The sequence below is a fragment of the Ensifer sp. LC11 genome (assembly GCF_001695835.1).
Classification (GTDB): domain Bacteria; phylum Pseudomonadota; class Alphaproteobacteria; order Rhizobiales; family Rhizobiaceae; genus Ensifer.
The window spans coordinates 20,536-41,706 of the sequence record NZ_MBSO01000037.1 but is presented as its reverse complement, the minus strand read 5'-3'; the positions used below and the strand labels follow the sequence as shown (position 1 = coordinate 41,706).

The window sequence follows — 21,171 nt, the reverse complement described above, 5'->3', positions numbered from 1 at the left end:
CCGACGATGATCAGGCCCGGCTGTTCGGCCTCGGCGACGCCCTTGACGATCTTGGCGACGGCGAGCGGCTCGACCTGGTCTTCGGTCTCGACCAGGATGGCGCGGTCAGCACCCATGGCGAGCGCCGTCCTCAGCGTCTCTTCGGCCTTGGCCGGGCCGACGGAGACGACGACGACTTCCTCGGCCTTGCCGGCTTCCTTCAGCCGGAGCGCCTCTTCGACCGAGATTTCGTCGAACGGGTTCATCGACATCTTCACGTTCGCAAGCTCGACGCCCGAACCGTCTGCCTTCACGCGGATCTTGACGTTGTAGTCAACCACCCGCTTCACCGTCACAAGTATTTTCATGGATTCTTCCCTCCAAGAGCTTTCGCAGGAAAATGCGCCTTAACGGAGCCGCCTGATTGTCGGTTGGCGACATCGATACGCGTTTTTTCTCCAATTACAATCGCTGTGCATGGCGCTAAATCGATATAACCCCGAGAATTGGAATGACGTTTACGTACACGTAAGAAAGACCGAAGGCAAGCCACTTCAATGGTCGTTCTGCTCCGGCGGTTCCACAGAAGGGCGAAGGGAAGCAAGCCCTTGAAATCCTGTGTTATCCCCGCCGACTGCATAGGAGCAGGAGCCGATTTCTCAGGTCTGGCGACCCCAGGGCATCGGCGGTTTTGCCGCATCGGGCAGCGGCTGTTGCCCTGGTGTCGCCGGTTCTGCCTTGTGCCGGACGGCGCGCGGCGTGACGATCGTGCGGTCGAAAAGCGGCACATCGCGGCGTCGCAAAACGACCACCAGCACCAGGCCGGCGACGATGCCGCCGACATGGGCGCTCCAGGAGACGCCGCTGCCGGGATCAACCACGAGCATGAAAAACTGCTGGCCGATCCAGAAGGCAAGCGGGATGGCGGCAGGCAGGGGCAGCGGGATGCGGAAGAACACCAGAACCCAGACGCGCACCTTCGGATGCAGCAGGAAATAGGCAGCGACGACCCCTGAGATCGCGCCGGACGCGCCGATCAGCGGAGCTTCGGAGGCCGGGTCCAAGAGCCCGTGTGCCAGCGCCCCGGCGGCAGCGCAGAGCAGATAGAAGACGAGGTAGCGGAAATGTCCGAGCGCATCCTCGACGTTGTCGCCGAACACCCACAGGAACAGCATGTTCATGGCCAGATGCATGAAATCGCCATGCAGGAACGAATAGGTGACGAACGTAAACCCGTCGGGAACGACGACGAGCGAAGGATCGAGCTGGGCATAGTCGAAGATGAGCGCCGGGATGTAGCCGAAGCCGAGCAGCGCGGCGTTGGCGAATTCCTCGGATGCGATCGGCCCAGTGATCAGCCACACGACGATGTTGATCGCGATCAGGCTGATCGTGACGTACTGAACCTTGATGTGCTTCAGGCTGTTCGTGTCGTGAAGCGGTATGAACATTCTCTCTCCCGAAGCGTTCGACGCGGCCTTTTTGCCTCGCCCCAACTGGCTCGGGCGACGATGCCAAAGCCAACGTTATCTGTTTTTTCCGGGAATCCAAAGGACGTCGGCTTGCCCCTTGTCATTTGCTGAGCGCGCCGCGACGAACAGGAAATCGGAGAGGCGATTGATATAGGCGATCGCTTCTGAACTGACGATTTCGCCGGCGACATTGGCGAGCGCCACCATCTGCCGTTCCGCCCGCCGTGCGACGGTGCGGGCGACATGAAGCGCAGCCGAGGCGGGGCTGCCGGCGGGGAGCACGAAAGAGCGCAAGGGCTCAAGCTCGGCGTTCAGCCGGTCGATCTCGGTTTCTAGCCAGGTTACCTGCGCCGCCACGATGCGCAGCGGCTCGTATTGCGGCGGCTCGCCGGTGTCGGGGGTTGCGAGATCGGCGCCGAGATCAAAGAGATCGTTCTGGATCCGCATCAGCGCCGCGTCGAGATCGGCGATGCCGGCTGTCTGCTGCCGTGCCAGGCCGATGAAAGCGTTGGTTTCGTCGACGGCGCCATAGGCATCGACACGAAGGTCGCTCTTGAGCCGGCGCGGACCTGCGACGAGCCCGGTGGTGCCGTTGTCGCCCGTCCGGGTGTAAATCTTGTTGAGCTTCACCATCGCGTCGTCGTGATCCTTTAGAGCAATTCCAGGAAAGGTGTGGAATTGCGTCATTTAGGTCGGGCGGCCGCCACCGGTGATCCAAAGCGTCACCATGATCAGGACGATCGCGATCGCTTGCAGCAGCACGCGGGCCTGCATCAGCTTGTTGGAGGTGTTGCCGCTGCCGCCCCTGGCCATGTTCAGCAGGCCGCGGATCAGGACGATGACGACCAAGCCCATGACGAACAGGGTCAGGCCGGTAAAGAAGCTGGACATCGAACTCTTCCTTGCAAAGTCTACTTCAGCCAAATCGGCCAATGATGCGATAAAACAACGCCGCCGGCAGGAGCTTCTTCAAAAGCGCGCCCTGCTTTGCGGGTCTTGTTACAATATAATGCGGTTTCGGTCTCTTTGCCGTAAGCGCGTGCTTTAAAACTGCATAAACCGCATCCGGACCGAGTTTGCCCGACGCAGGTTTGCTTTCGCCCCTGAGGCGGCGCATCTGCCGCTCATATTCGGCGCGGTGCACGGAGTTCTTGAGGTCGATGAAGCGCTCGATATAGGGGATGGCGTTGGTGGTGAACTTGGAGGCGATCGGTCCCGGCTCGATGAGGCTGACCTCGATGCCGCTGCCGGCCAGTTCCATCTTGAGGGTCAGCGACAGGCCCTCGATCGCAAATTTGGAGGCGTTGTAGGCGCCACGCCAGCGATAGGGCACGATGCCGAGAATGGAGGAGCACTGCACGATGCGGCCATACCCACGCGCCCGCATCGACGGGATCACCCGTCGCGTCAGGTCGTGCCAGCCGATGACGTTGGTCTCGAGCTGTAGCCGGAGTGCTTCAGCCGGCAGGTCCTCGACGGCACCTGCCTGGCCGTAGGCCCCGTTGTTGAAAAGCGCGTCGATGCGGCCACCGGAATGTGCAAGCGCTGCATCCGCAAGTGCTGCGATCGTTTCCGGCTTGGTGTAGTCCATCAGGAAGGTCTCGATGCCGTCGCTTTCCAGCGCCTGGCGATCCTCCTCCCGGCGCACGGTGGCAAAGACCCGCCAGCCGTCAGCCTTAAGGGCGCGGGCGCAATAGGCGCCGATCCCGGACGAACATCCGGTGATAATGATTGTGGGGCGATCAGTCATCCGATCGATTCCTGTAGAAATTCTGCCTCCGTTTCCCATATTCATCGGCGGGATACAATTGAATTGCGCCGGCTGGAACCAGCCTGCGTTGCTGCGCGCAGAATTGTGGCGAGCCCTTGGAAGAACGCTTCGGTCGTCGTCTTGGGGCCGATCTCGGCGTGTAGCAGGAATGGAGTGGAATGCCGGCGTTTATACGCATCACCTGGAAAGTCGTGTTCGATGCGCTCTGGCATTTCAGCCTCGACGACGGTTGGGCGATGGCGAGCCACGTGGCGCTGTCGTCGCTGCTCGCCGTCTTTCCCTTCCTGATTTTCGGTACCGCGCTCGGCAGCTTTCTCGGCGCTGACCAGTTTGCCGAAACGGCGGTGCATCTGATCTTCGACGCCTGGCCGGAATCGATCGCCAAGCCCGTCGCCGGCGAGATCGTCAGGGTACTGACGATCCCGCGTGGCGGGCTGTTGACCGTTTCGGTTCTGGCGGCCGCCTATTTCGCCTCCAACGGCGTCGAGGCACTGCGTGTCTCGCTCAACCGCGCCTATCGTGTCTCTGAAAGCCGCTACTGGTATGTGACCCGGCTTGCGAGCCTCGGCTTCGTGCTTGCGGGCGTCCTGATCCTGGCGGCGCTCAGCATCCTTCTGGTCGCGGTACCCTTGGCGGTGCGCTATGCCGGCGAGTGGTGGCCCTGGCTTGGCGACGTGCTGGCGACGGTTGATAACTGGAGCCTGCCGCTTGCCTTGATCGTTCTGACCGGCGGGCTGCTGGTGTCGCATCTCTGGCTGCCCGACGGTCACCGCAAGGTGATCGACGTTCTGCCCGGCATCGTGCTGACGCTCGTCTGCTGGACGATCGGTGCCTATGCCTTTGCGTCCTATTTGACGACCTTTGCCACCTATGTCTCGACCTATGCGGGCCTTGCCTCGATCATGATCGTGCTCGTGTTTCTCTACATGATCGCGGCGATCTTCATCATCGGCGCCGAGATCAACGCGGCGATCCTCAAATACCGGGTCAAGCGAATGGTGCGGCGCAGCTTTCAGCTGCGCAATGGCAGTGAGGCTAGTCGTGACGAACCGGATCTAGCCGATTAGGGCCCGGACCTCTGCGGGCGTGTGGCCCGCGGCGCGGAACGCCGCGATGCCGGTATCCTGATTGCTCTTGGAGAGCTTGCGGCCATCTGCGCCAAGGATCAGCCGGTGATGGTGATAAAGCGGCTCCGGCAGGTCCAGAAGCCGCTGCAGCAGCCGGTGAACCGCGGTTGCGTGGTAGAGATCACGGCCGCGCACGACATGGGTGATGCCCTGCAGCGCGTCGTCGACGACAACGGACAGATGATAGCTCGACGGCGCATCGGAGCGCGACAGGATGACGTCACCCCAGGCGCCGGGATCCGCGACGATGGTGCCGGCTTCGCCGTCAGGGCCGCTGCCGCTCTCGATCCAGGTCAGGCGATCCTCGCCCAAGAGGCCGAGCGCCTTCTGCATGTCGAGCCGCCAGGCATAGGGCTTGCCGGTTGAAAGCAGAGCGGTACGATCGGCAGGTGGGAGAGCACGCTCGCGGCCTGGATAGAGCGGGCTACCGTCCGGGTCGCGCGGCCAAGGTTTGCCGCCGGCTTCGGCTTCGGTGACCGCTGCCTTGATCTCGCCGCGGGTCATGATCGAGGGGTAGACGACGCCGAGTTCGTTCAGCCGCGTCAGTGCCGAGGCATAGGCGTCGAGATGGTCGGACTGGCGGCGGACGGGCTGCTCCCAGTCAAGGCCGAGCCAAGCAAGATCCTCGAAGATGGCCGTCTCGAACTCCTGGCGGCAGCGGGTCTGGTCGATATCCTCGATGCGCAGCAGGAACCGACCGCGGGACGCTTTCGCCATGTCGTGGTTTACGACCGCAGACAGCGCATGGCCGAGGTGGAGCAGGCCATTCGAGCTGGGGGCAAAGCGGAAAACGGGTGGCGCATCTGGCATCCTTTCCCTTTGCCATGGAAGGGGTATAAAAATCATCCGCTTTGTGGAGGCGTCATGCGGATCATCCGGACACATGAGGATATCGAGGCCGGGCTCTGCGGTCTGGTGATGCTCGATGCGCGCCTCGGACATGTCGTCGCCCGGGCCGGGCCGGTACCGCTTCGGCGGACCGATCCCGGCTACCGCGGCCTTGCCAGCATCATCGTGTCGCAAATGGTCTCGAAGGCGAGCGCGGCGGCGATCTGGCGGCGCATGGAGGAAAAGCTCGGAAACGTTACCGCCACCGGGGTGCTGTCGCTTTCCGACGAGGACTGCCGGGCGATCGGGCTGTCACGCGCCAAGGCGGACGCGTTGCGGCGGGTGGCGGAGGTGGTGGCTGGCGGTGACATCGATCTCGATGCGATCTGCAATGTCGATGCGGCGGAAGCAATTCGGGAACTGACGGCGATCAAGGGGGTGGGGCGCTGGACGGCTGAGGTCTATCTCCTGTTCTGCGCCGGTCACCCGGATGTCTTTCCCTCCGGCGACATCGCGCTGCAGAACGCCATTGGTCACGGGTTGGGCCTCGACCTGCGTCCGACGGCCCGCGAAATTGATTCGCTCGCCTCCTCCTGGTCGCCCTGGCGCAGTATCGCTGCCCGTCTGTTCTGGGCCTATTATGCGCAGGAAATGCGCCGCGATGCTGCTCCCGTGACACCTTGAAGGAAAAAGCGAATCCAGCGCACGCATTTTTGTTTCCGGCTTCACAATCCTGTTGCAACGGGCCTAATATAGAAGGTGCAGATGCCGAATCGATCAGGAGAATACGCTTGACGATTGCAGTCTCACCTCAGGCCTTACCAGCGCTCGTCTTGAACGCTGACTATCGGCCGCTCAGTTACTACCCCTTGTCGCTTTGGTCCTGGCAGGACGCGATCAAGGCCGTCTTCCTTGACCGCGTAAATATCCTTGCCGAATACGAACATTCGGTGTCGTCTCCGAGTTTCTCGATGCGACTGCCGAGCGTTGTTTGCCTCAAGAGCTACGTGCAGCCGTCACGCCACCCGGCCTTCACCCGGTTCAACGTGTTCCTGCGCGATAAATTCGAATGCCAGTATTGCGGTTCGCCCGACGATCTCACCTTTGATCACGTGGTGCCCCGCGCTCACGGCGGCCAGACGACCTGGGACAACGTCGTCGCAGCCTGCTCGCCCTGCAATCTGCGCAAGGGCAGCAAACTGCCGAAGCAAGCCGGCATGTTCCCGCACCAGAGGCCTTTCCAGCCGACGGTGCAGGACCTGCACAACAACGGCCGGCTCTTCCCGCCGAACCATCTGCATGAAAGCTGGATGGACTATCTCTACTGGGACGTCGAACTGCAGCCCTGAAGCTGTTCGTATCCTCTTGCCGGACCAGGCCCAAAGCAGGGTCAGGCGAAGTGTGCGCGGTCGTCAGCGCGCCTTGGCAGCGCCGCGCAAAGCGATCGCTGCGAGGATGAGGCTGGCGATTACGTTCCATCCCGCAAAGGAAAGGCCGAGCACCCGCAGGGCGGCTTCGGTGCAGGACGGGGCATGCTTCGAATCGAGGTCGCCGAGCAGGTCGCCGACGTTGGACGAGACGCCCTGTGCCGTGGTGGCGCAGGTCGACGGCCCTTCCCAGAAGCCCCATTCGGCGCCCGAGTGATAGACGCCCATGCCGGCGCCGACGAGCATCAGGATGCCGACGGCCAGAAGCAGAGTGCGCGTCGTCCACGCAGGCAGTTTCAGCGCGCTGGTGATCACGGCCAGAACACCGAGCGGAATGCCGTAGTAATAGGGATCGCGCTGCAGGAGGCAGAGCGCACACGGGATGTAGCCGCCGACATGTTCGAAACCCAGCGCCCCGCCGACGGTCACCGCCATGCCGAGCGTCACGAGAACGGCGAGGAAGAGATGGTGGCGGGAGGTGGTGGCGGCGTCGATCATCTATACCTCGCGGGCGGCGGGCCTTGGGTATGGGGCCATGCCGCAATGCAAACTGGATGGCGCCTTCTTAGGCAGGATCGGCCACGCTGTAAATCGCGCTGGCCGCGACAGGTCCGCACGCTTTCGTGATTGTCTTCGGACATCCTGAAAATGATGGTTGACCGCGGCGAAATCCTTCGTGTAAATCCGACCCGCTGATATCGCACTTCCCTGAGCCCCATTGGCGGAATTGGTAGACGCGCTCGACTCAAAATCGAGTTCCGAAAGGAGTGCTGGTTCGACCCCGGCATGGGGCACCACCACACGGCATTCACGTCACAAAATACCATTTCGTCGCTGCTGTTGCTGCCAACGCTACGCGCTGCGACGGCGGCGTGTCCTGATCGTTGAATTCTCGATCGCTCCGGCCATCGTTGTTCTCGTCGGCCAAACTGCCAGCCGTTGGCCACCTCTGATTACCCACCTTGCTCACCGTGCTGCCGATTTGTCGCAGTGACATCCGCCCTCAATTCGACAACAAACAGAATGATCTTTTTGTTTTGGAGCTGGCGATGCTCGATTTGATTTTCCCTTTTTACCTCTGGATCAAGGCGGCGCATGTTGCTTCGGTCACCATCTGGCTCGGGGGACAATGTCTGCTTGCTGCTCAACTCGGCAACCACCGTCAGGTGCTCGTGCTTGGCGGCAGCGCGGACCTGTTGGCTGTGGCTGAGCAGCGCAGCCTGCGCCTGGTGGTCAACCCGGCAATGCTGGTTGCCCTACTGTTGGGCGCAACGTTGTTTTTCCTGCGCGGACCGGAAACGCTGGGTGAGCCCTGGTTTCAGGCCAAGCTTGCCTGCGTAGTCGCAATGACTGGGTTGCACGGCGCTATCGCGGCAACGGCCTCTTCGCTGCGCCGCGCCGACCGGAATGTTTCGGCCGTTCGCATCCGCGTCCTGCAGCTTGCCGGCCTGTTGCTGACCATCGCCATCATTTTCATCGCCATCATCAAGTGAGATCGCTTATGTCCGAACAGGAAACCCGCCACCAAGTCTCCCGCCTGCTGCGCATTGCCGCGATCGGCGAGGGAACCACTCTGCTCTTGCTCGTCTTTGTTGGCGTGCCACTGAAGCACGGTTTCGGTATCGCCGAGGTCACGCGTTGGCTCGGCCCTCTGCACGGACTGGCCTTCCTCACCTACATCTGGGCTGTCATCAATGAACTGGCATTGCGCGATCAACCCCGTGGCTGGGCCGGCAAGGCGGTGCTGTTCAGCTTCCTGCCGGGCGGGACATTCTGGTACTTCCGGCGTTCGATCACATCCGGGAGGTAGGCAAAGTGGGTTACGACAAGGGGCTTCGCACGCGGGAGGAGATCCTTGACGCGGCCGGGCGGCTGGTTTTCGTTCGCGGCTACGCAGCATCCTCCTTTTCAGAAATTACCACGGCGCTCGGCATATCGCTCGGCAAGATCACCCATCACTTTCCAAACAAGGCCGCCCTGTTCGAAGCGCTGTTCGAACAGGCGGTCAGGTATTTCCGCACCGAGACGCTGCCGATCCTCGAAGACGTCGAGCTCTCGCCGTCACAGCGGATCGAGCGGGTGTTCTCCGAGATCGAAACTTTTTACGCGGCCCAGGGGGACATCATCGGTTGTCCGGTGGGGCAGACGATCGGCGACCCCTTGACGACGACTGCAGCCATGCGGGACCTGGCGGCTGCAGTCCTTGCGGACACCGAAAGGCTGCTTACTAAAAATCTCGTCGAGATGGGGTGGCAGGCGGAGCAGGCGGCCTCGCGCGCTGCGATCGTGACGGCGGCGTGGCAGGGGGCGGTACTGTTTGCCCGCGGCGGAGGTGGGATCGACGGCTTCCGGCGCATTCTGAGTCACATCAGGGCGCTTCTCGCCGAGGCGCCGCGGGGCTGAAGCAGCGGTGGTGCGCTTCTCTCCGGGCAGTGCCCCAAATGTTCTTCACTTGCGGCAAGACGGACAGATCGGTGTCGGCCGGTGATTGAACAGAGGTCGGCGAAGGTGTTAGGTGCGCTGCAGCACAAAACTGTCATGGCAGCGTCATGTTACCGAGAATAGAGACCTACGACGAACTCTACCGCGCCTTCCAATGGCAGATCCCGGAGAGGTTCAACATTGGCGTCGCCGTCAGCGACGCTTGGGCGCTGCGTGATCCGGAGCGCGTCTGTCTTCAGCATTTTAGTCCCGATGGCGCGCATCTGGCGCTGACCTATGGCGAATTCGCCCGGCAATCCTCGGCCTTTGCAAAGGGGTTTGCGGGGGAGGGCATAGCGCCGGGCGAGCGCGTCGCGATCCTGTTGCCGCAGGGCTTCGAAACCGCGATCGCCCATGCGGCGATCTACAAGCACGGCGCGATTGCCCTGCCGCTCGCGCTGCTCTTCGGCGTCGAGGCGCTCGAATACCGGCTGCGTGACGCGGGCGTTTCGGCTGTTGTCACCAACGGCTTCGGTTTCGAGCGCATCGCCGAAATCCGCGACCGGTTGCCGGAGCTGCGTCTGGTGGTGCTGGCGGAGGATGTGCCCCATCCCGGCACGATTGCTTTTTCAGCGCTCGCATCCGGCGACCCGTCGGGTTTTGTGCCAGCCGATACCGGCCCCGACGACCCGGCATTGATGATCTACACGTCCGGCACCACCGGTCCGCCGAAGGGCGCGCTGCACGGGCACCGGGTGCTGCTCGGCCACCTGCCGGGTTTCGAGTTTCATCATCACTTCCTGCCACAACCGGGTGACCGGATGTGGACGCCGGCCGACTGGGCCTGGGCCGGGGGCCTGCTCAACGCGCTGCTGCCGTCGCTGCTTCATGGTGTTCCGGTCGTGTCGTCGCCGGCTCAAAAGTTCGATCCGCATATGGCATTTCGCATCCTGGAAGAAATGGACGTGCGCAATGCCTTCATTCCGCCGACGGCGCTCCGGCTGATGAAGGCGGTGGAAAAGCCGCGTGAACGCTACCGGCTCAATCTCAGGACCATCGGTTCGGCCGGTGAATCCCTCGGCCGCGAAACCTATGAATGGGCGAAGGCGGCATTGGGGCTCGACGTCAGCGAGTTCTACGGCCAGACCGAATGCAACATCGTCATCTCGTCGGCCGCTGATCTCGGCGTCGTCAAACCGGGATCGATGGGCAAGGCGGCACCCGGTCATCGGGTGGCGATCATCGATGGCGAGGGCCGGGAACTGCCGGCCGGGAGCGTTGGCCAAGTGGCGGTGAAACGGCCGGATCCGGTGATGTTCCTCGGCTATTGGGGCAACGAGGCGGCGACCGAGAAAAAGTTCATCGGCGACTGGATGACGACGGGCGATCAGGGCGTGATGGACGAGGAAGGCTATTTCACCTTCTTCGGCCGCGACGACGACGTCATCACCTCGTCGGGCTATCGCATCGGCCCGGGCGAGATCGAGGATTGCCTTGCCGGTCACCCCGATGTGCAACTGGCCGCCGCCGTCGGCAAGCCGGATCCGGTGCGCACCGAGATCGTCAAGGCCTATGTGGTGCTGCGGCCCGGTGTTGCCGGCGACGAGCGCGTCGCGATGTCCATCCGCGAATGGGTGAAGACCCGGCTTTCGATGCACGAATATCCGCGCGAAATCGCCTTCGTCGACAGCCTGCCGCTGACGACGTCGGGCAAGGTTATCCGCCGGTTCCTGCGCGAGCAGGCGGCAGCGGAAGCGCGCGGCGACGGCGTCGGCACGCCGGTGTCGTGACGCCGCTTTTACGCTTTGACGTGAACCGAGGGCGCCCTAGCGTCCAGCCAGCGCCTTGATCTTGTCACGCAGGATCCGCGCCATGTTGCGGGTGTTGCGGTAGAGGTGGAGCTGGGCTGCCACCTGGCGCACTTCGCGGTCGCGGGTCTGTTGCAGGCCGATCACCAGCGTGCCCATGTCCTCGCGTTCCTGCCAGAACCGGCTCATGATCGGGTGATCGGGCACGGCACAGGAATCGGAGCGGGCGATGTTGGCATCGTCGAGGTGCCATTCCGTCAGCTCGGCCAAGAGCAGCTTGCCCGGCGAGAACTTGGCATAACGCTCGTCATAGGCGGTTTTCCAGGTATAGGCCTCGCCCGACATCAGGAACACGACCATCGAGGCGATCGCCTTGCCGTCCAGATCCAGCGTATGGATGCGGACGCTGTCGCCGTCGGCGAGATTGGTGATCGCCTCGCGGGCAAAGGCCGCGCGGAAGCGATCGAGCACCATGGCGCTGCGGCCCTTGCCCTTCCACCCGGATGCTTCGAGCGCCAGGAACTCTTCCATGCGCAGCCGGACCTCTGCAGGCTGCCGGGCGACCGAGTAGGTGAGTTCACCCTGTTTTTCGAGATTGTTCCACTGCCGGCGCAGCTCGCGGAAATGCGCCGAACTGATGGCGTTGCGCAGGTAGGTCGGGCCGTCGAGCAGGCTTTCGAGCATCGGCCGGCTGAAGGTGTCGGTCACCGTCAAAGGCAGGTTGCGGCCGATAGCGACGGCGCGGGTGAGGCGGGCGACCTTGCCGTTGAGGCGCATGTCGGGAAGCACCAGGATCGATGGCAGGCCCGTCGCCGGTGCTGCAAAGGCTTCGAACAGGTTGTCGATGGTCTCGGCCGCGTCCTCGGCGTCGAGCAGCGGCACGCCGAGCGGGCCGAAGGGGTTCGACCAGGCGCGGATGATCGGTGCGCCGATCGAGAAGCCGGGCTTTTCGATCGAAAACGGCATCAGGAAGCGCAGACGACTGCGGCGCTCGTCGTTGTCGCGCATGATCGCGAGCCGGATGACGCGCTCTTCGAGGCGCGGCATTGCGGGAGCAAGGAAGCGGCCGGTGAAGAAGACGTTTGGTTCGAGCGCCCGGTTGGACAGGAAGTCGAGCTCGCGCTGCAACTCGTAACCGGCCTTGGCCGGGTAGATGGCAAGGTGGCGACCGGGGCGGCCGACCTCGATCATATGCTCCGCGATGGGGCCGCTGTCGCCACCCTGCTCCAGTCCGCCCAGAACCCGTGCGGCCCGGCTGTTTGCATCGCTCGGAAGGTTGGTATTGCCGATCATGGATGGACAGCCCCGTTGTTATCATTGCCGGCCCGGGCACTTGCGAAGGCGAAGAGCGCGAAGCCGAAAGTATGTCGGACGGCGATATGCAGCAACATCGCCTCGATAAACATTGCACCAGCGGTTGCAAAAGCAGCGCCGCTCAGTCCGAACTGAGGGATGAGGCTCAGATTGAGCGCGATGTTGGCCAAAAGCGCGCCGGCGTAAAGGACGACGCAGAGCGTCTGCTGGCCCGCCATCGTCAGCAGCGTCTCGGCCGGGCCGACGAAGGCCTTGGCGAGGATGCCGGCAAAGAGGATCATCATCAGCGGCAGCCCGGTGACGAAGGCGGGGCCGAAGAGCGAAAGCAGGAGCGGCCCGGCCAGAAGGACAAGCGCGCCGACCAGCAGTGACGGCCAGAAGGCCCAGCGCGCGCTTTCTATGGCGATACCGGCAATCTGGGAGGGATCGCGGGCCATGGCATTCGAGACGCGCGGGCCGGCCGCCGCCTTGACGGCAAACATGACGAAATGCACCAGCGCCATGGTCTTGGCGGCCGCGAAATAGATGCCGACGTCATCCGGTTCGAGATAGAGGCCGACGATCACCACATCGGAATTGGTCAAAAGGAAGCCGAAGCCGTCGACCATGAAGACGGGGATCGAAACCTTGAGCCAGCGGCGAAGCTCGATGCGTCGCGGTCCTTGCACATAACGCGAGCGCAGCCGATAGGTCAGCACCAGGAATTGCGAGATGGTGGTCACATAGGTCGCGGCCATGGCCGCGACCATGGCGGTCTTAGCCGTGTGCGGCGCGCCCGCTACGACGGCCAGCACCATGAAGATGAGGACCAGCAACGGTCGAATGATGAAGGTGGGGCTCAAGGCGGAGAGCGCCCAGCCATGAGCCCGCGCCGTCCCGTCCATGACATCGCCAAGCGAGATCATCGGCAGGGTGAACAGCCCGAGATAGAGAGGCACGAGGTAATAGGCCTCGATGTGCACACCAAACAGCCAGAGGCCGATCAGCCCGACGATGGCGACCGCAGTGGCGGAGGTCAGTGCGAAGACACGCACCGTCGTCGTTACCCCACGGATCTCGTCCATGGCCGCCGTTGCCTGATACTCCGGCAGGAAGCGGATCACGACGGAGTGAAAACCGACGCAGGAAAGGCTGCCGAAAAGGATGACGAGGACCCAGACGAAGACGAAGATGCCGTATTCGAACTCACCCATCAGCCGCGCGAGAATGATCTGCGACAGGAAGGCGATTGCAGCGCTGACGATGCGGACGGTGAAGGCGACCAGCGCCATGCGCCGAGCCGTGCTCTTTGCGTCGGAACCGGTCAAAATCGCGACGAGCCCGCCAATCAACGCACAGAGGCGGTGTCTCAGCGCCGACGGCAGCATTCGTCCGGCCGTTTGACATACCGCCATGAACACGAGGACACCCTGAGATTACGCAATACAGGGTCTCAGTACTGCCAGAACAGCGTTAACAAACGGTTCAGTGCGGTTGTAGCAAAGGGCCAGACATGCCGATTGACGGCGGTGGCAGCAGGCGCCCTAATTGCCGTCAACCTTAGTTGACAAGGCGGGTATCGTCAACTAAGGTTGACGCATGGTTGACCTGCACGACATTACCGTTCCGACCGACCCTGACGAAGCGCTCGCCGCTGTCGTTGCTCTGCGCCGACTGGCGGACCGCATCGAGCGCCAGGCCGTGCGATCAGCGCTGCGCCAAGGCTGGCCGTGGTCCAGGATCGCCCAAGCCCTCGGGATCACCAAGCAGGCCGCCCACAAGCGACTTTCGGACGTGGCGGCGGACGACAGTTCCACATAAGGGGATTTGCGATGTTCCAAGCAATCAAATCGAAGCTCAGTAACATGAGCACCATCAAGCTTCTCTGCGAGCGTGCGGAAACCTACGCCTTGCTGGACCAGCAGCGGGAACCCGGGGCCGAGCATTTCCTGTTGGCTGCGCTCGATCTGCCTGACGGTACTGCGCGCCTCGCCTTCGAGCAGTCGGGTGTAGAGCCTGACGCCTTGAGAGCCGCGATCGAACGGCAGTATGTCGATGCCCTTCGCTTGATCGGCCTGAAAGCGGATACACCGGCCGACATGCCGATTTCGGCAAGTCCGGGTTTCTATCAGGCTGCTTCCTCGGGCCGGGAAATCATGCAGGAACTGGCGGCAAGCCGGAAGGATCACCGCCCGCTGCTCGGTGCTCATGTCGTCGGAATCGTCGCAGGCATGTCGCATGGTGTGGCAGCGCGAGCGCTCCGCGCCCTGGGCGTCGATGCCGTCGTCCTGAGATCCGCGGCCGATGCGATCGCTGAAAACGGCCACGCGAAGGCATAGATCAGCAAGCAGGCTTGAAAATGAGAATGCCGCCATAGAGGCGGCATTATCCGATTGAACAAGGGTGCGGAAAAAAAGGCTTCGCGCACTTTGGCGTCTGTTACGCCTCGTAGATGCCGTGGCAGTGCTTGTACTTCTTGCCAGAGCCGCAGGGGCAGAGCTCGTTGCGCGAGACCTTGCCCCAGGACAGTGGGTTGGTCGCGTCGCGCTGCACCGGCGGTGCGGCCAGAAGCGTTCCGCCGCCGAAGTCGTCCTCACCGGTCAGCGGGTCGATATGGTGACCGTGCATCGCCGGCGGGACCGGCTGCGGCGCTTCGGCTGCTTCGCGCACCAGTTCGACGCGCATGAGTTGTGCCGTCACCGCCTGACGCAGGTTGCCGAGCAGGGCCTGGAATAGCTCGAAGGCTTCGGACTTGTATTCCTGCAGCGGATCACGCTGGGCGTAGCCGCGGAAGCCGATGACGGAGCGCAGGTGGTCGAGGTTGACGATGTGCTCGCGCCAGAGATGGTCGAGCGTCTGCAGCACGACCGAGCGTTCGACATACTGCATGATCTCCGGGCCGAAACGCTCGGCGCGGTCGGCGGCTTCCTTCTCGGCAGCGGCGGTAACACGCTCGAGGATATCGTTTTCGTCGATGCCTTCCTCTGCCGCCCATTCGGTGATCGGCAGGTCGAGATTGAGGTATTGCTGCACGTCGGCCTTGAGGCCTGCAACATCCCACTGCTCGGCATAGGCCTTTGCAGGGATGCGCTTGCTGACCATGTCCTCGACGACGTCGGTGCGCATGTCGGTCACGGTTTCAGTGACGCTGACCGCATCCATCAGCTCGATACGCTGCTCGAAGATCACCTTGCGCTGGTCGTTGAGAACGTCGTCGTATTTCAGTAGGTTCTTTCGGATGTCGAAGTTGCGGGCTTCGACCTTCTTTTGCGCCCGTTCGAGTGCCTTGTTGATCCAGGGATGAACGATCGCTTCGCCTTCCTTGAGGCCCAGCTTCTGCAGCATGCTGTCCATGCGGTCAGAGCCGAAGATGCGCATCAGGTCGTCCTGGAGCGACAGGTAGAACTTCGAGCGACCGGGGTCGCCCTGGCGGCCGGAACGGCCACGGAGCTGGTTGTCGATGCGGCGGCTTTCGTGGCGCTCGGTCGCCAGAACGTAGAGGCCGCCGGCGGCGAGCGCCTGCTCTTTCAGCTTCTGCACTTCGGTGCGGATCGCTTCGATGCGCTGGTCGCGTTCCGGGCCTGGCTCGACCTCGGCAAGCTCCTGCTGGATGCGCATGTCGATGTTGCCGCCGAGCTGGATGTCGGTGCCGCGACCGGCCATGTTGGTGGCGATGGTGACGGCGCCGGGTACGCCGGCCTGGGCGACGATGAAGGCTTCCTGCTCGTGGTAGCGGGCGTTCAGCACCTGGAAGTTGGCAAAGCCGGACTTTTTCAGGAGATCGGCAAGCTGTTCGGACTTTTCGATCGAGGTCGTGCCGACCAGCATCGGCTGGCCGCGCTCGTGCGCCGACTTGATCTCGTCGATGATGGCTTTGAGCTTCTCGCCCTGGGTGCGGTAGACCTCGTCGTCCTCGTCGATGCGCTTGATCGGCAGGTTGGTCGGAACCTCGATCACTTCGAGCCCGTAAATGTTGCCGAATTCTTCCGCTTCGGTGGCAGCGGTACCGGTCATGCCGCCGAGCTTGGAATACATGCGGAAGTAGTTCTGGAAGGTGATCGAGGCGAGTGTCTGGTTCTCGGGCTGGATCTGCACCTTTTCCTTGGCTTCAAGCGCCTGGTGCTGGCCTTCGGAGTAGCGGCGACCGGGCATCATGCGGCCGGTGAATTCGTCGATGATGACGATCTCGCCGTTGCGCACGATGTAGTCCTTGTCGCGCTGGAACAGCTTGTGAGCCTTCAGCGCGTTGTTGACGTGGTGGACGATCGCGACGTTTTCGATGTCGTAAAGCGATTCACCCTTGAGCAGGCCCGCCTCGCGCAACAGGTTTTCCAGCTTCTCCGTGCCTTCCTCGGAGAAGTTGGCCGAGCGCTGCTTCTCGTCGATTTCGTAGTCCTCGGGCGAAAGCAGCGGGATGAATTCGTTGATCGTATTGTAGAGATCGGAGCGGTCGTCGAGCGGACCGGAGATGATCAGCGGCGTGCGCGCTTCGTCGACGAGAATCGAGTCCACTTCGTCGACAATGGCGAAGAAGTGGCCGCGCTGCACCATCTGGGAGCGCTCGTACTTCATGTTGTCGCGCAGGTAGTCGAAGCCGAGCTCGTTGTTGGTCGCGTAAGTGATGTCGCAGGCATAGGCGTCACGGCGCTGCTCGTCGGTCAGCCCATGGACGATGACGCCGGTCGACATGCCAAGGAAGCTGTAGACGCGGCCCATCGTGCCGGCGTCGCGCTGGGCGAGGTAGTCGTTGACCGTGACCACGTGTACGCCCTTGCTGGCAAGCGCGTTCAGGTACACCGGAAGCGTTGCGACGAGCGTCTTGCCTTCACCGGTCTTCATTTCGGCGATCGCGCGTTCGTGCAGGATCATGCCGCCGATGAGCTGGACGTCGAACGGGCGCAGGCCAAGCACGCGGCGGGCCGCTTCGCGGGCAACCGCAAAGGCCGGAACCAGCAGGTCGTCGAGCGTCTTGCCCTCTTCCAGTTGCTTGCGGAACTCCGCGGTCTTGGCGGCGAGTGCCTCATCCGACAAAGCCTTCATGTCGGCTTCAAGTGCGTTGATGGCGTCCACTCTGGCCTTGTAGCCACGCACACGGCGCTCGTTGGAAGAGCCAAACAACTTGCGGGCTAGGCCGCCGAGACTGACCATACGAATGGTCCTTTCTTTTTTGTTGCCTAAGGTCTCATGGCCGCGCCGTGAAAAACCGCGCAATGCCGTGAAACGCCCGGAAACTGTTCTGGACGCGAGGTTGCGTGACAGATAAGAGGGGGGTCGAATTATGTCAACGCACTTGCACGGCCGGACGGCTACAGAACCGCCACATTCTGGTGGTGTGCAGCCGCTACGCGCTTGAGGCAATTGCGCCGATGGCCAATGTGAAAGGTTAGTGAGCATGTCCAAGTTGAAAACCCTGGCCGCCGCGGCACTGGTTGCGGCGATTGCCGTTCACGGCGCGCGGGCGGAAGATGCCGATCCGGTGGTCGCCAAGGTTGGCGGCCAGGAAGTGCGCCAGTCCGAACTCAACCTGGCGCTTGGCGGCCTCGACCCGCAGCTGCAGCAGATGCCGGAGGAGCAGAAGCGCGCCGCAGCACTTTCGGCGATCATCGATGTCAAGCTTCTGTCGAAGACGGCCGAAAAGGAAGGCCTGCAGGACGATGCGACCTTCAAGCAGCGCGTCGCCTACCTGACCGAGCGCGAGCTGCACAACGCCTATTTCAAGAAGCATGTCGTCGACGCCATCACCAAGGAAGAGGTTAAGGCGCGCTATGACAAGGAAATCGCAGCGATCCCGGCCCAGGAAGAGGTGAAGGCGCGCCATATCCTGGTCAAGACCGAGGACGAGGCCAAGGAAATCATCAAGGAACTCGACGCCGGCAAGAGCTTCGTCGAGCTTGCAAAGGCGAAGTCGTCCGATCCGAACAAGGATGACGGCGGCGACCTCGGCTACTTCACCAAGGGCCGCATGGTGCCTGAATTCGAAACGGCAGTCTTCGCTCTGGAGAAGGGCGCCTACACCAAGACCCCGGTCAAGACGCAGTTCGGCTTCCACGTCATCCTGGTCGAAGACAAGCGCCCGCAGGCCCCGCCGCCGCTGGAGCAGGTCGAGCCGCAGGTTCGTCAGCTTGTCATGCGCGACAAGTACGTCGAGCTGCTTGCCGCCGCGAAAAAGGATGCCGGCGTCGAGATCTCCGATCCGGCGCTGAAGAAGGCCTATGACGAGGCCAACAAGGCGCAGGAAGCCCAGCAAGCCAAGTAATTTCGATCGGCAGGTCCTGTCTGTGACGGGACCTGCCGTCACCGCTTTTGTCGATGCCCGGCGGTGAAAACCGTTCGGGCATTTGTTGCAAGGTCGCAGTATGAAGTTGTAGCGGGACGCGGGCGGGTAACCGCACGCACGTTCCTTGCCCCGCTCTAGGCCCAATCTTGTCAAGGCAGGTTCCCATGTCCGGCTCCGTTTCTCCGCTCGCTCCGAAAACCTTCGCCGAAATGCCCTCCGTGCGCGGTGTGCGCATGGCAACCGCAGCCGCCGGCATCAAGTACAAGAACCGCACCGACGTGCTGATGATGGTCTTTGACCGGCCTGCGGCCGTCGCTGGTGTTTTCACCCGTTCCAAATGCCCTTCGGCTCCGGTCGACTTTTGCCGCAAGAACCTTGCAGGCGGCATCGCGCGCGCCGTCGTCGTCAACTCCGGCAACGCCAATGCCTTCACCGGCAACAAGGGGCGCGAAGCGACCGAGCTTACGGCTAAATCGGCTGCGAAGGCCGTCGGCTGCTCCGAGAGCGAGGTGTTCCTCGCTTCGACCGGCGTCATCGGCGAACCGCTCGATGCGACCAAGTTCGCCGGCGTGCTCGACGATCTCTCGGCGAACGGCACGGAAGATTTCTGGTTCGAAGCCGCCAAGGCGATCATGACGACGGATACCTATCCGAAGGTCGCGACCCGCAGCGCCGAGATCGGTGGCGTCAAGGTCACGATCAACGGCATTGCCAAGGGCGCCGGCATGATCGCGCCGGACATGGCGACGATGCTTTCCTTCGTTGTCACCGACGCCGACATCGCCCCCGTGGCCCTGCAAGCTCTGCTTTCGGCTGGTGTCGGTCCGACCTTCAACTCGGTCACGGTCGACAGCGACACCTCGACCTCCGACACGCTGATGCTCTTCGCGACGGGCGCTGCGGCCGCCGACGGACAACAGACGGTCTCCGACGCGGCCGATCCGCGGCTCGAAAGCTTCCGCCTGGCGCTGAACGACCTGCTTCGCGATCTCGCACTCCAGGTGGTGCGCGATGGCGAAGGCGCGCGCAAGATGGTCGAGGTTACGGTCGAAGGTGCGGAAAACGACGCAGCCGCCAAGCGCATCGCGCTGTCGATCGCCAATTCGCCGCTGGTCAAGACCGCCGTTGCCGGCGAGGACGCCAATTGGGGCCGCGTCGTCATGGCTGTCGGTAAATCAGGCGAAATGGCCGAACGGGACCGGCTGGCGATCTGGTTCGGCGATGTGCGCGTAGCCGTCGAGGGCGAGCGCGATCCCACCTATTCGGAAGCGGCGGCCACCGCCATCATGAAGGCAGAGGACATAACAATCCGCGTCGAAATCGGTCTCGGGTCCGGTCGCGCCACGGTTTATACCTGTGACCTGACAAAGGAATACGTCGAAATCAACGGCGACTACCGGAGCTGAGGCTTCGGTCGGGCGATGGTAAACAGCCTGGCGTTCCGGGTTGGCAAAGGTAGCAAGATGACATCGAGTGATATTCGGCCGGCACCGGGCGATGTTGTGGTCGAAGGTGGGGAAGTGGCAATGGTGGATCTCCCGAGCGTGCGCCGTCTCGAGGCCGTAGGCTTCCGGGCCTGGCCGGCAGCGTCGGTGCAGTATGATGGCAGCTGGCTGATCCGGCTCAACGCGGGTCACGATTCCAAGCGGCTGAACTCCGTCAATCCGCTCGACCCGTCCGACTATCGCGACATCCCGGTCCGCCTCGAAAAGGCCGCCAAGCGCTTTGCCGACTACGGCCGGCCGTTGACCGTGCGCCAGACGCCGCTGACGCCGCCGCAACTCGTTGCCCACATGGACGCTGAGGGGTGGTCCGCCTTCAGCCGCAGCCTGGTGATGACGGTTGACCTTGCCGAGCGCGAGTTCGGTGATGGCATCGACCATCTGCCGATCAAGGATGTCGGCCGCTTCGTCGATGCCTGCATCGGCATCGGCAAAAGCGACCCCAAAAAGAAGGCGGCACTTGCTGAGATCATCAACGCGATCAAGCCGGAAAGCGGCCTGTTCCTGTTCGAGGACGCCGAGACAGGGCCGACCGCCGTGGCGCTCGTTGTGCAGGACAACGACCTTGCCGGTATCATGCAGTTTGCCGTGGACGAAGAGGTTCGCGGACGGGGTGTCGGCAAGGCGATGCTTGACGTCTGCCTGCGCTGGGCGCGTCTGCGGGGCGCCAAGAAGGCGTGGCTGCAGGTCGAGGCGGAGAACAGCGCAGCGCTGGCGCTCTATCGCGGCGCCGGTTTTTCGGAAGTCTACAGCTATATCTACAGAACGCCGAGGGCTTGAGGGCCATGGACGCCAGCGGAAAGAAGATCGTCCTCGTTGCCGCCTGCGCTCTCGTCGATAGCGACGGTCGCATCCTGCTTGCGCAACGGCCGGAAGGGAAATCGCTCGCCGGCCTCTGGGAGTTTCCCGGCGGCAAGGTGGAAGCCGGTGAAACGCCCGAGGAAACCCTGATCCGCGAGTTGGACGAGGAACTTGGCATCCGCACCAAGGTTGCCTGCCTTGCGCCGCTTACCTTCGCCAGCCACACCTATGACGATTTCCACCTGCTGATGCCGCTCTATGTCTGCCGGCGCTACGAGGGTGTGGCGACCGGAAGGGAAGGCCAGGCGATCAAATGGGTTCGGCCAAAGGCGCTGCGCGATTATCCTATGCCACCGGCCGACGAGCCGCTGATCCCATTTCTCATGGATTTGCTCTGAACCTACCCGAAAACTGATTGATTATTAATCGATCGTTTATCTCCCTCGCGCAAAGATAGTTTCAATT

The 21,171-nt window shown here is 62.6% G+C and carries 23 protein-coding genes and 1 tRNA gene; 14 read left to right on the top strand and 10 right to left on the bottom strand.

The features are described 5' to 3' along the window. The 5 genes from BBX50_RS23165 to BBX50_RS23145 form a co-directional block, all read right to left on the bottom strand. Positions 1–347 (bottom strand): electron transfer flavoprotein subunit beta/FixA family protein (locus BBX50_RS23165; RefSeq protein WP_139108846.1); only part of this gene is annotated, 347 nt, incomplete at its 3' end. Between the two features lie 291 nt (positions 348–638). Next, positions 639–1,430 (bottom strand): rhomboid family intramembrane serine protease, encoded by a 792-nt coding sequence (locus BBX50_RS23160; protein WP_065777673.1) that lies wholly within the window; start codon positions 1,428–1,430, stop codon positions 639–641. 75 nt (positions 1,431–1,505) lie between these two features. Then, the gene (locus BBX50_RS23155; protein WP_065777672.1) at positions 1,506–2,084 is read right to left on the bottom strand and encodes a cob(I)yrinic acid a,c-diamide adenosyltransferase; all 579 of its coding nucleotides are present in this window, start codon (positions 2,082–2,084) and stop codon (positions 1,506–1,508) included. Between the two features lie 54 nt (positions 2,085–2,138). Then, positions 2,139–2,342 carry a twin transmembrane helix small protein gene (locus BBX50_RS23150; RefSeq protein WP_065777671.1) on the bottom strand — a complete coding sequence of 68 codons (204 nt, stop codon included), beginning with the start codon at positions 2,340–2,342 and terminating at the stop codon, positions 2,139–2,141. Between the two features lie 25 nt (positions 2,343–2,367). Then, complete coding sequence (locus BBX50_RS23145) at positions 2,368–3,201, bottom strand: SDR family oxidoreductase (protein WP_065777670.1); 834 nt, start codon at positions 3,199–3,201, stop codon at positions 2,368–2,370. A gap of 179 nt (positions 3,202–3,380) precedes the next feature. Between BBX50_RS23145 and BBX50_RS23140 the strand changes: the two genes are divergently transcribed. After that, positions 3,381–4,289 (top strand): YihY/virulence factor BrkB family protein, encoded by a 909-nt coding sequence (locus BBX50_RS23140; protein WP_065777669.1) that lies wholly within the window; start codon positions 3,381–3,383, stop codon positions 4,287–4,289. On the opposite strand, the gene gluQRS is transcribed toward BBX50_RS23140, so the two are convergent. Next, entirely contained in the window at positions 4,278–5,195 is a 918-nt protein-coding gene (gene gluQRS, locus BBX50_RS23135) for a tRNA glutamyl-Q(34) synthetase GluQRS (RefSeq protein WP_139108521.1), read from the bottom strand. The two genes, BBX50_RS23140 and gluQRS, sit on opposite strands and share 12 nt — an antisense overlap. Before the next feature lie 18 nt (positions 5,196–5,213). Here gluQRS and BBX50_RS23130 point away from each other — a divergent pair, with 18 nt between their 5' ends. Together BBX50_RS23130 and BBX50_RS23125 are read left to right on the top strand one after the other, a co-directional pair. Beyond that, on the top strand, positions 5,214–5,861 hold the full coding sequence (locus BBX50_RS23130) for a DNA-3-methyladenine glycosylase (RefSeq protein WP_065777667.1): 648 nt from the start codon (positions 5,214–5,216) through the stop codon (positions 5,859–5,861). A 107-nt stretch (positions 5,862–5,968) separates the two neighbouring features. Beyond that, positions 5,969–6,526 carry an HNH endonuclease gene (locus BBX50_RS23125; protein WP_034797858.1) on the top strand — a complete coding sequence of 186 codons (558 nt, stop codon included), beginning with the start codon at positions 5,969–5,971 and terminating at the stop codon, positions 6,524–6,526. A 63-nt stretch (positions 6,527–6,589) separates the two neighbouring features. On the opposite strand, the gene BBX50_RS23120 is transcribed toward BBX50_RS23125, so the two are convergent. Then, complete coding sequence (locus tag BBX50_RS23120) at positions 6,590–7,102, bottom strand: disulfide bond formation protein B (protein WP_065777666.1); 513 nt, start codon at positions 7,100–7,102, stop codon at positions 6,590–6,592. Positions 7,103–7,316: 214 nt separating this feature from the next. Here BBX50_RS23120 and BBX50_RS23115 point away from each other — a divergent pair. The 5 genes from BBX50_RS23115 (at position 7,317) to BBX50_RS23095 (ending at position 10,815) form a co-directional block, all read left to right on the top strand. Next, positions 7,317–7,401, top strand: a tRNA-Leu gene (locus BBX50_RS23115). A gap of 174 nt (positions 7,402–7,575) precedes the next feature. After that, positions 7,576–8,097 carry a CopD family protein gene (locus BBX50_RS23110; RefSeq protein WP_244513218.1) on the top strand — a complete coding sequence of 174 codons (522 nt, stop codon included), beginning with the start codon at positions 7,576–7,578 and terminating at the stop codon, positions 8,095–8,097. A gap of 8 nt (positions 8,098–8,105) precedes the next feature. Beyond that, positions 8,106–8,414, top strand: coding sequence for a DUF3817 domain-containing protein (locus BBX50_RS23105; RefSeq protein WP_065777664.1), 309 nt, complete (start codon positions 8,106–8,108; stop codon positions 8,412–8,414). 5 nt (positions 8,415–8,419) lie between these two features. After that, the gene (locus tag BBX50_RS23100) at positions 8,420–9,007 is read left to right on the top strand and encodes a TetR/AcrR family transcriptional regulator (RefSeq protein WP_065777663.1); all 588 of its coding nucleotides are present in this window, start codon (positions 8,420–8,422) and stop codon (positions 9,005–9,007) included. A 146-nt stretch (positions 9,008–9,153) separates the two neighbouring features. Continuing rightward, positions 9,154–10,815, top strand: coding sequence for an AMP-binding protein (locus tag BBX50_RS23095; RefSeq protein WP_065777662.1), 1,662 nt, complete (start codon positions 9,154–9,156; stop codon positions 10,813–10,815). A 36-nt stretch (positions 10,816–10,851) separates the two neighbouring features. Here the strand turns inward: BBX50_RS23095 and BBX50_RS23090 are convergent, their stop codons facing one another. Then, positions 10,852–12,126 carry a GNAT family N-acetyltransferase gene (locus tag BBX50_RS23090; protein ID WP_065777661.1) on the bottom strand — a complete coding sequence of 425 codons (1,275 nt, stop codon included), beginning with the start codon at positions 12,124–12,126 and terminating at the stop codon, positions 10,852–10,854. Next, a complete protein-coding gene (locus tag BBX50_RS23085; RefSeq protein WP_065777660.1) occupies positions 12,123–13,514 on the bottom strand; it encodes a lipopolysaccharide biosynthesis protein in 1,392 nt (463 codons plus the stop codon). Before BBX50_RS23085 ends, BBX50_RS23090 begins: the two co-directional genes overlap by 4 nt. A 211-nt stretch (positions 13,515–13,725) precedes the next feature. On the opposite strand from BBX50_RS23085, the gene BBX50_RS23080 reads away from it, so the two are divergent. Further along, positions 13,726–13,947: a hypothetical protein gene (locus BBX50_RS23080; RefSeq protein ID WP_065777659.1), complete on the top strand. Its 222-nt coding sequence runs from the start codon at positions 13,726–13,728 to the stop codon at positions 13,945–13,947. A gap of 44 nt (positions 13,948–13,991) precedes the next feature. Further along, the gene (locus tag BBX50_RS23075) at positions 13,992–14,465 is read left to right on the top strand and encodes a Clp protease N-terminal domain-containing protein (RefSeq protein WP_201723512.1); all 474 of its coding nucleotides are present in this window, start codon (positions 13,992–13,994) and stop codon (positions 14,463–14,465) included. Between the two features lie 100 nt (positions 14,466–14,565). Here the strand turns inward: BBX50_RS23075 and secA are convergent, their stop codons facing one another. Next, positions 14,566–17,274 carry a preprotein translocase subunit SecA gene (gene secA / locus BBX50_RS23070; RefSeq protein ID WP_065777657.1) on the bottom strand — a complete coding sequence of 903 codons (2,709 nt, stop codon included), beginning with the start codon at positions 17,272–17,274 and terminating at the stop codon, positions 14,566–14,568. A gap of 244 nt (positions 17,275–17,518) precedes the next feature. Between secA and BBX50_RS23065 the strand changes: the two genes are divergently transcribed. The 4 genes from BBX50_RS23065 to mutT all read left to right on the top strand — a co-directional run bounded on the left by BBX50_RS23065 (position 17,519) and on the right by mutT (position 21,104). Further along, positions 17,519–18,382, top strand: a complete 864-nt coding sequence (locus BBX50_RS23065) for a peptidylprolyl isomerase (protein WP_065777656.1) — start codon at positions 17,519–17,521, stop codon at positions 18,380–18,382. A 185-nt stretch (positions 18,383–18,567) separates the two neighbouring features. Next, entirely contained in the window at positions 18,568–19,809 is a 1,242-nt protein-coding gene (argJ, locus tag BBX50_RS23060) for a bifunctional glutamate N-acetyltransferase/amino-acid acetyltransferase ArgJ (RefSeq protein ID WP_065777655.1), read from the top strand. Between the two features lie 120 nt (positions 19,810–19,929). After that, positions 19,930–20,685 carry a GNAT family N-acetyltransferase gene (locus BBX50_RS23055; protein ID WP_139108522.1) on the top strand — a complete coding sequence of 252 codons (756 nt, stop codon included), beginning with the start codon at positions 19,930–19,932 and terminating at the stop codon, positions 20,683–20,685. A 5-nt stretch (positions 20,686–20,690) separates the two neighbouring features. Next, positions 20,691–21,104 carry an 8-oxo-dGTP diphosphatase MutT gene (gene mutT / locus BBX50_RS23050; RefSeq protein WP_065777654.1) on the top strand — a complete coding sequence of 138 codons (414 nt, stop codon included), beginning with the start codon at positions 20,691–20,693 and terminating at the stop codon, positions 21,102–21,104. Positions 21,105–21,171: the final 67 nt, after the last annotated feature.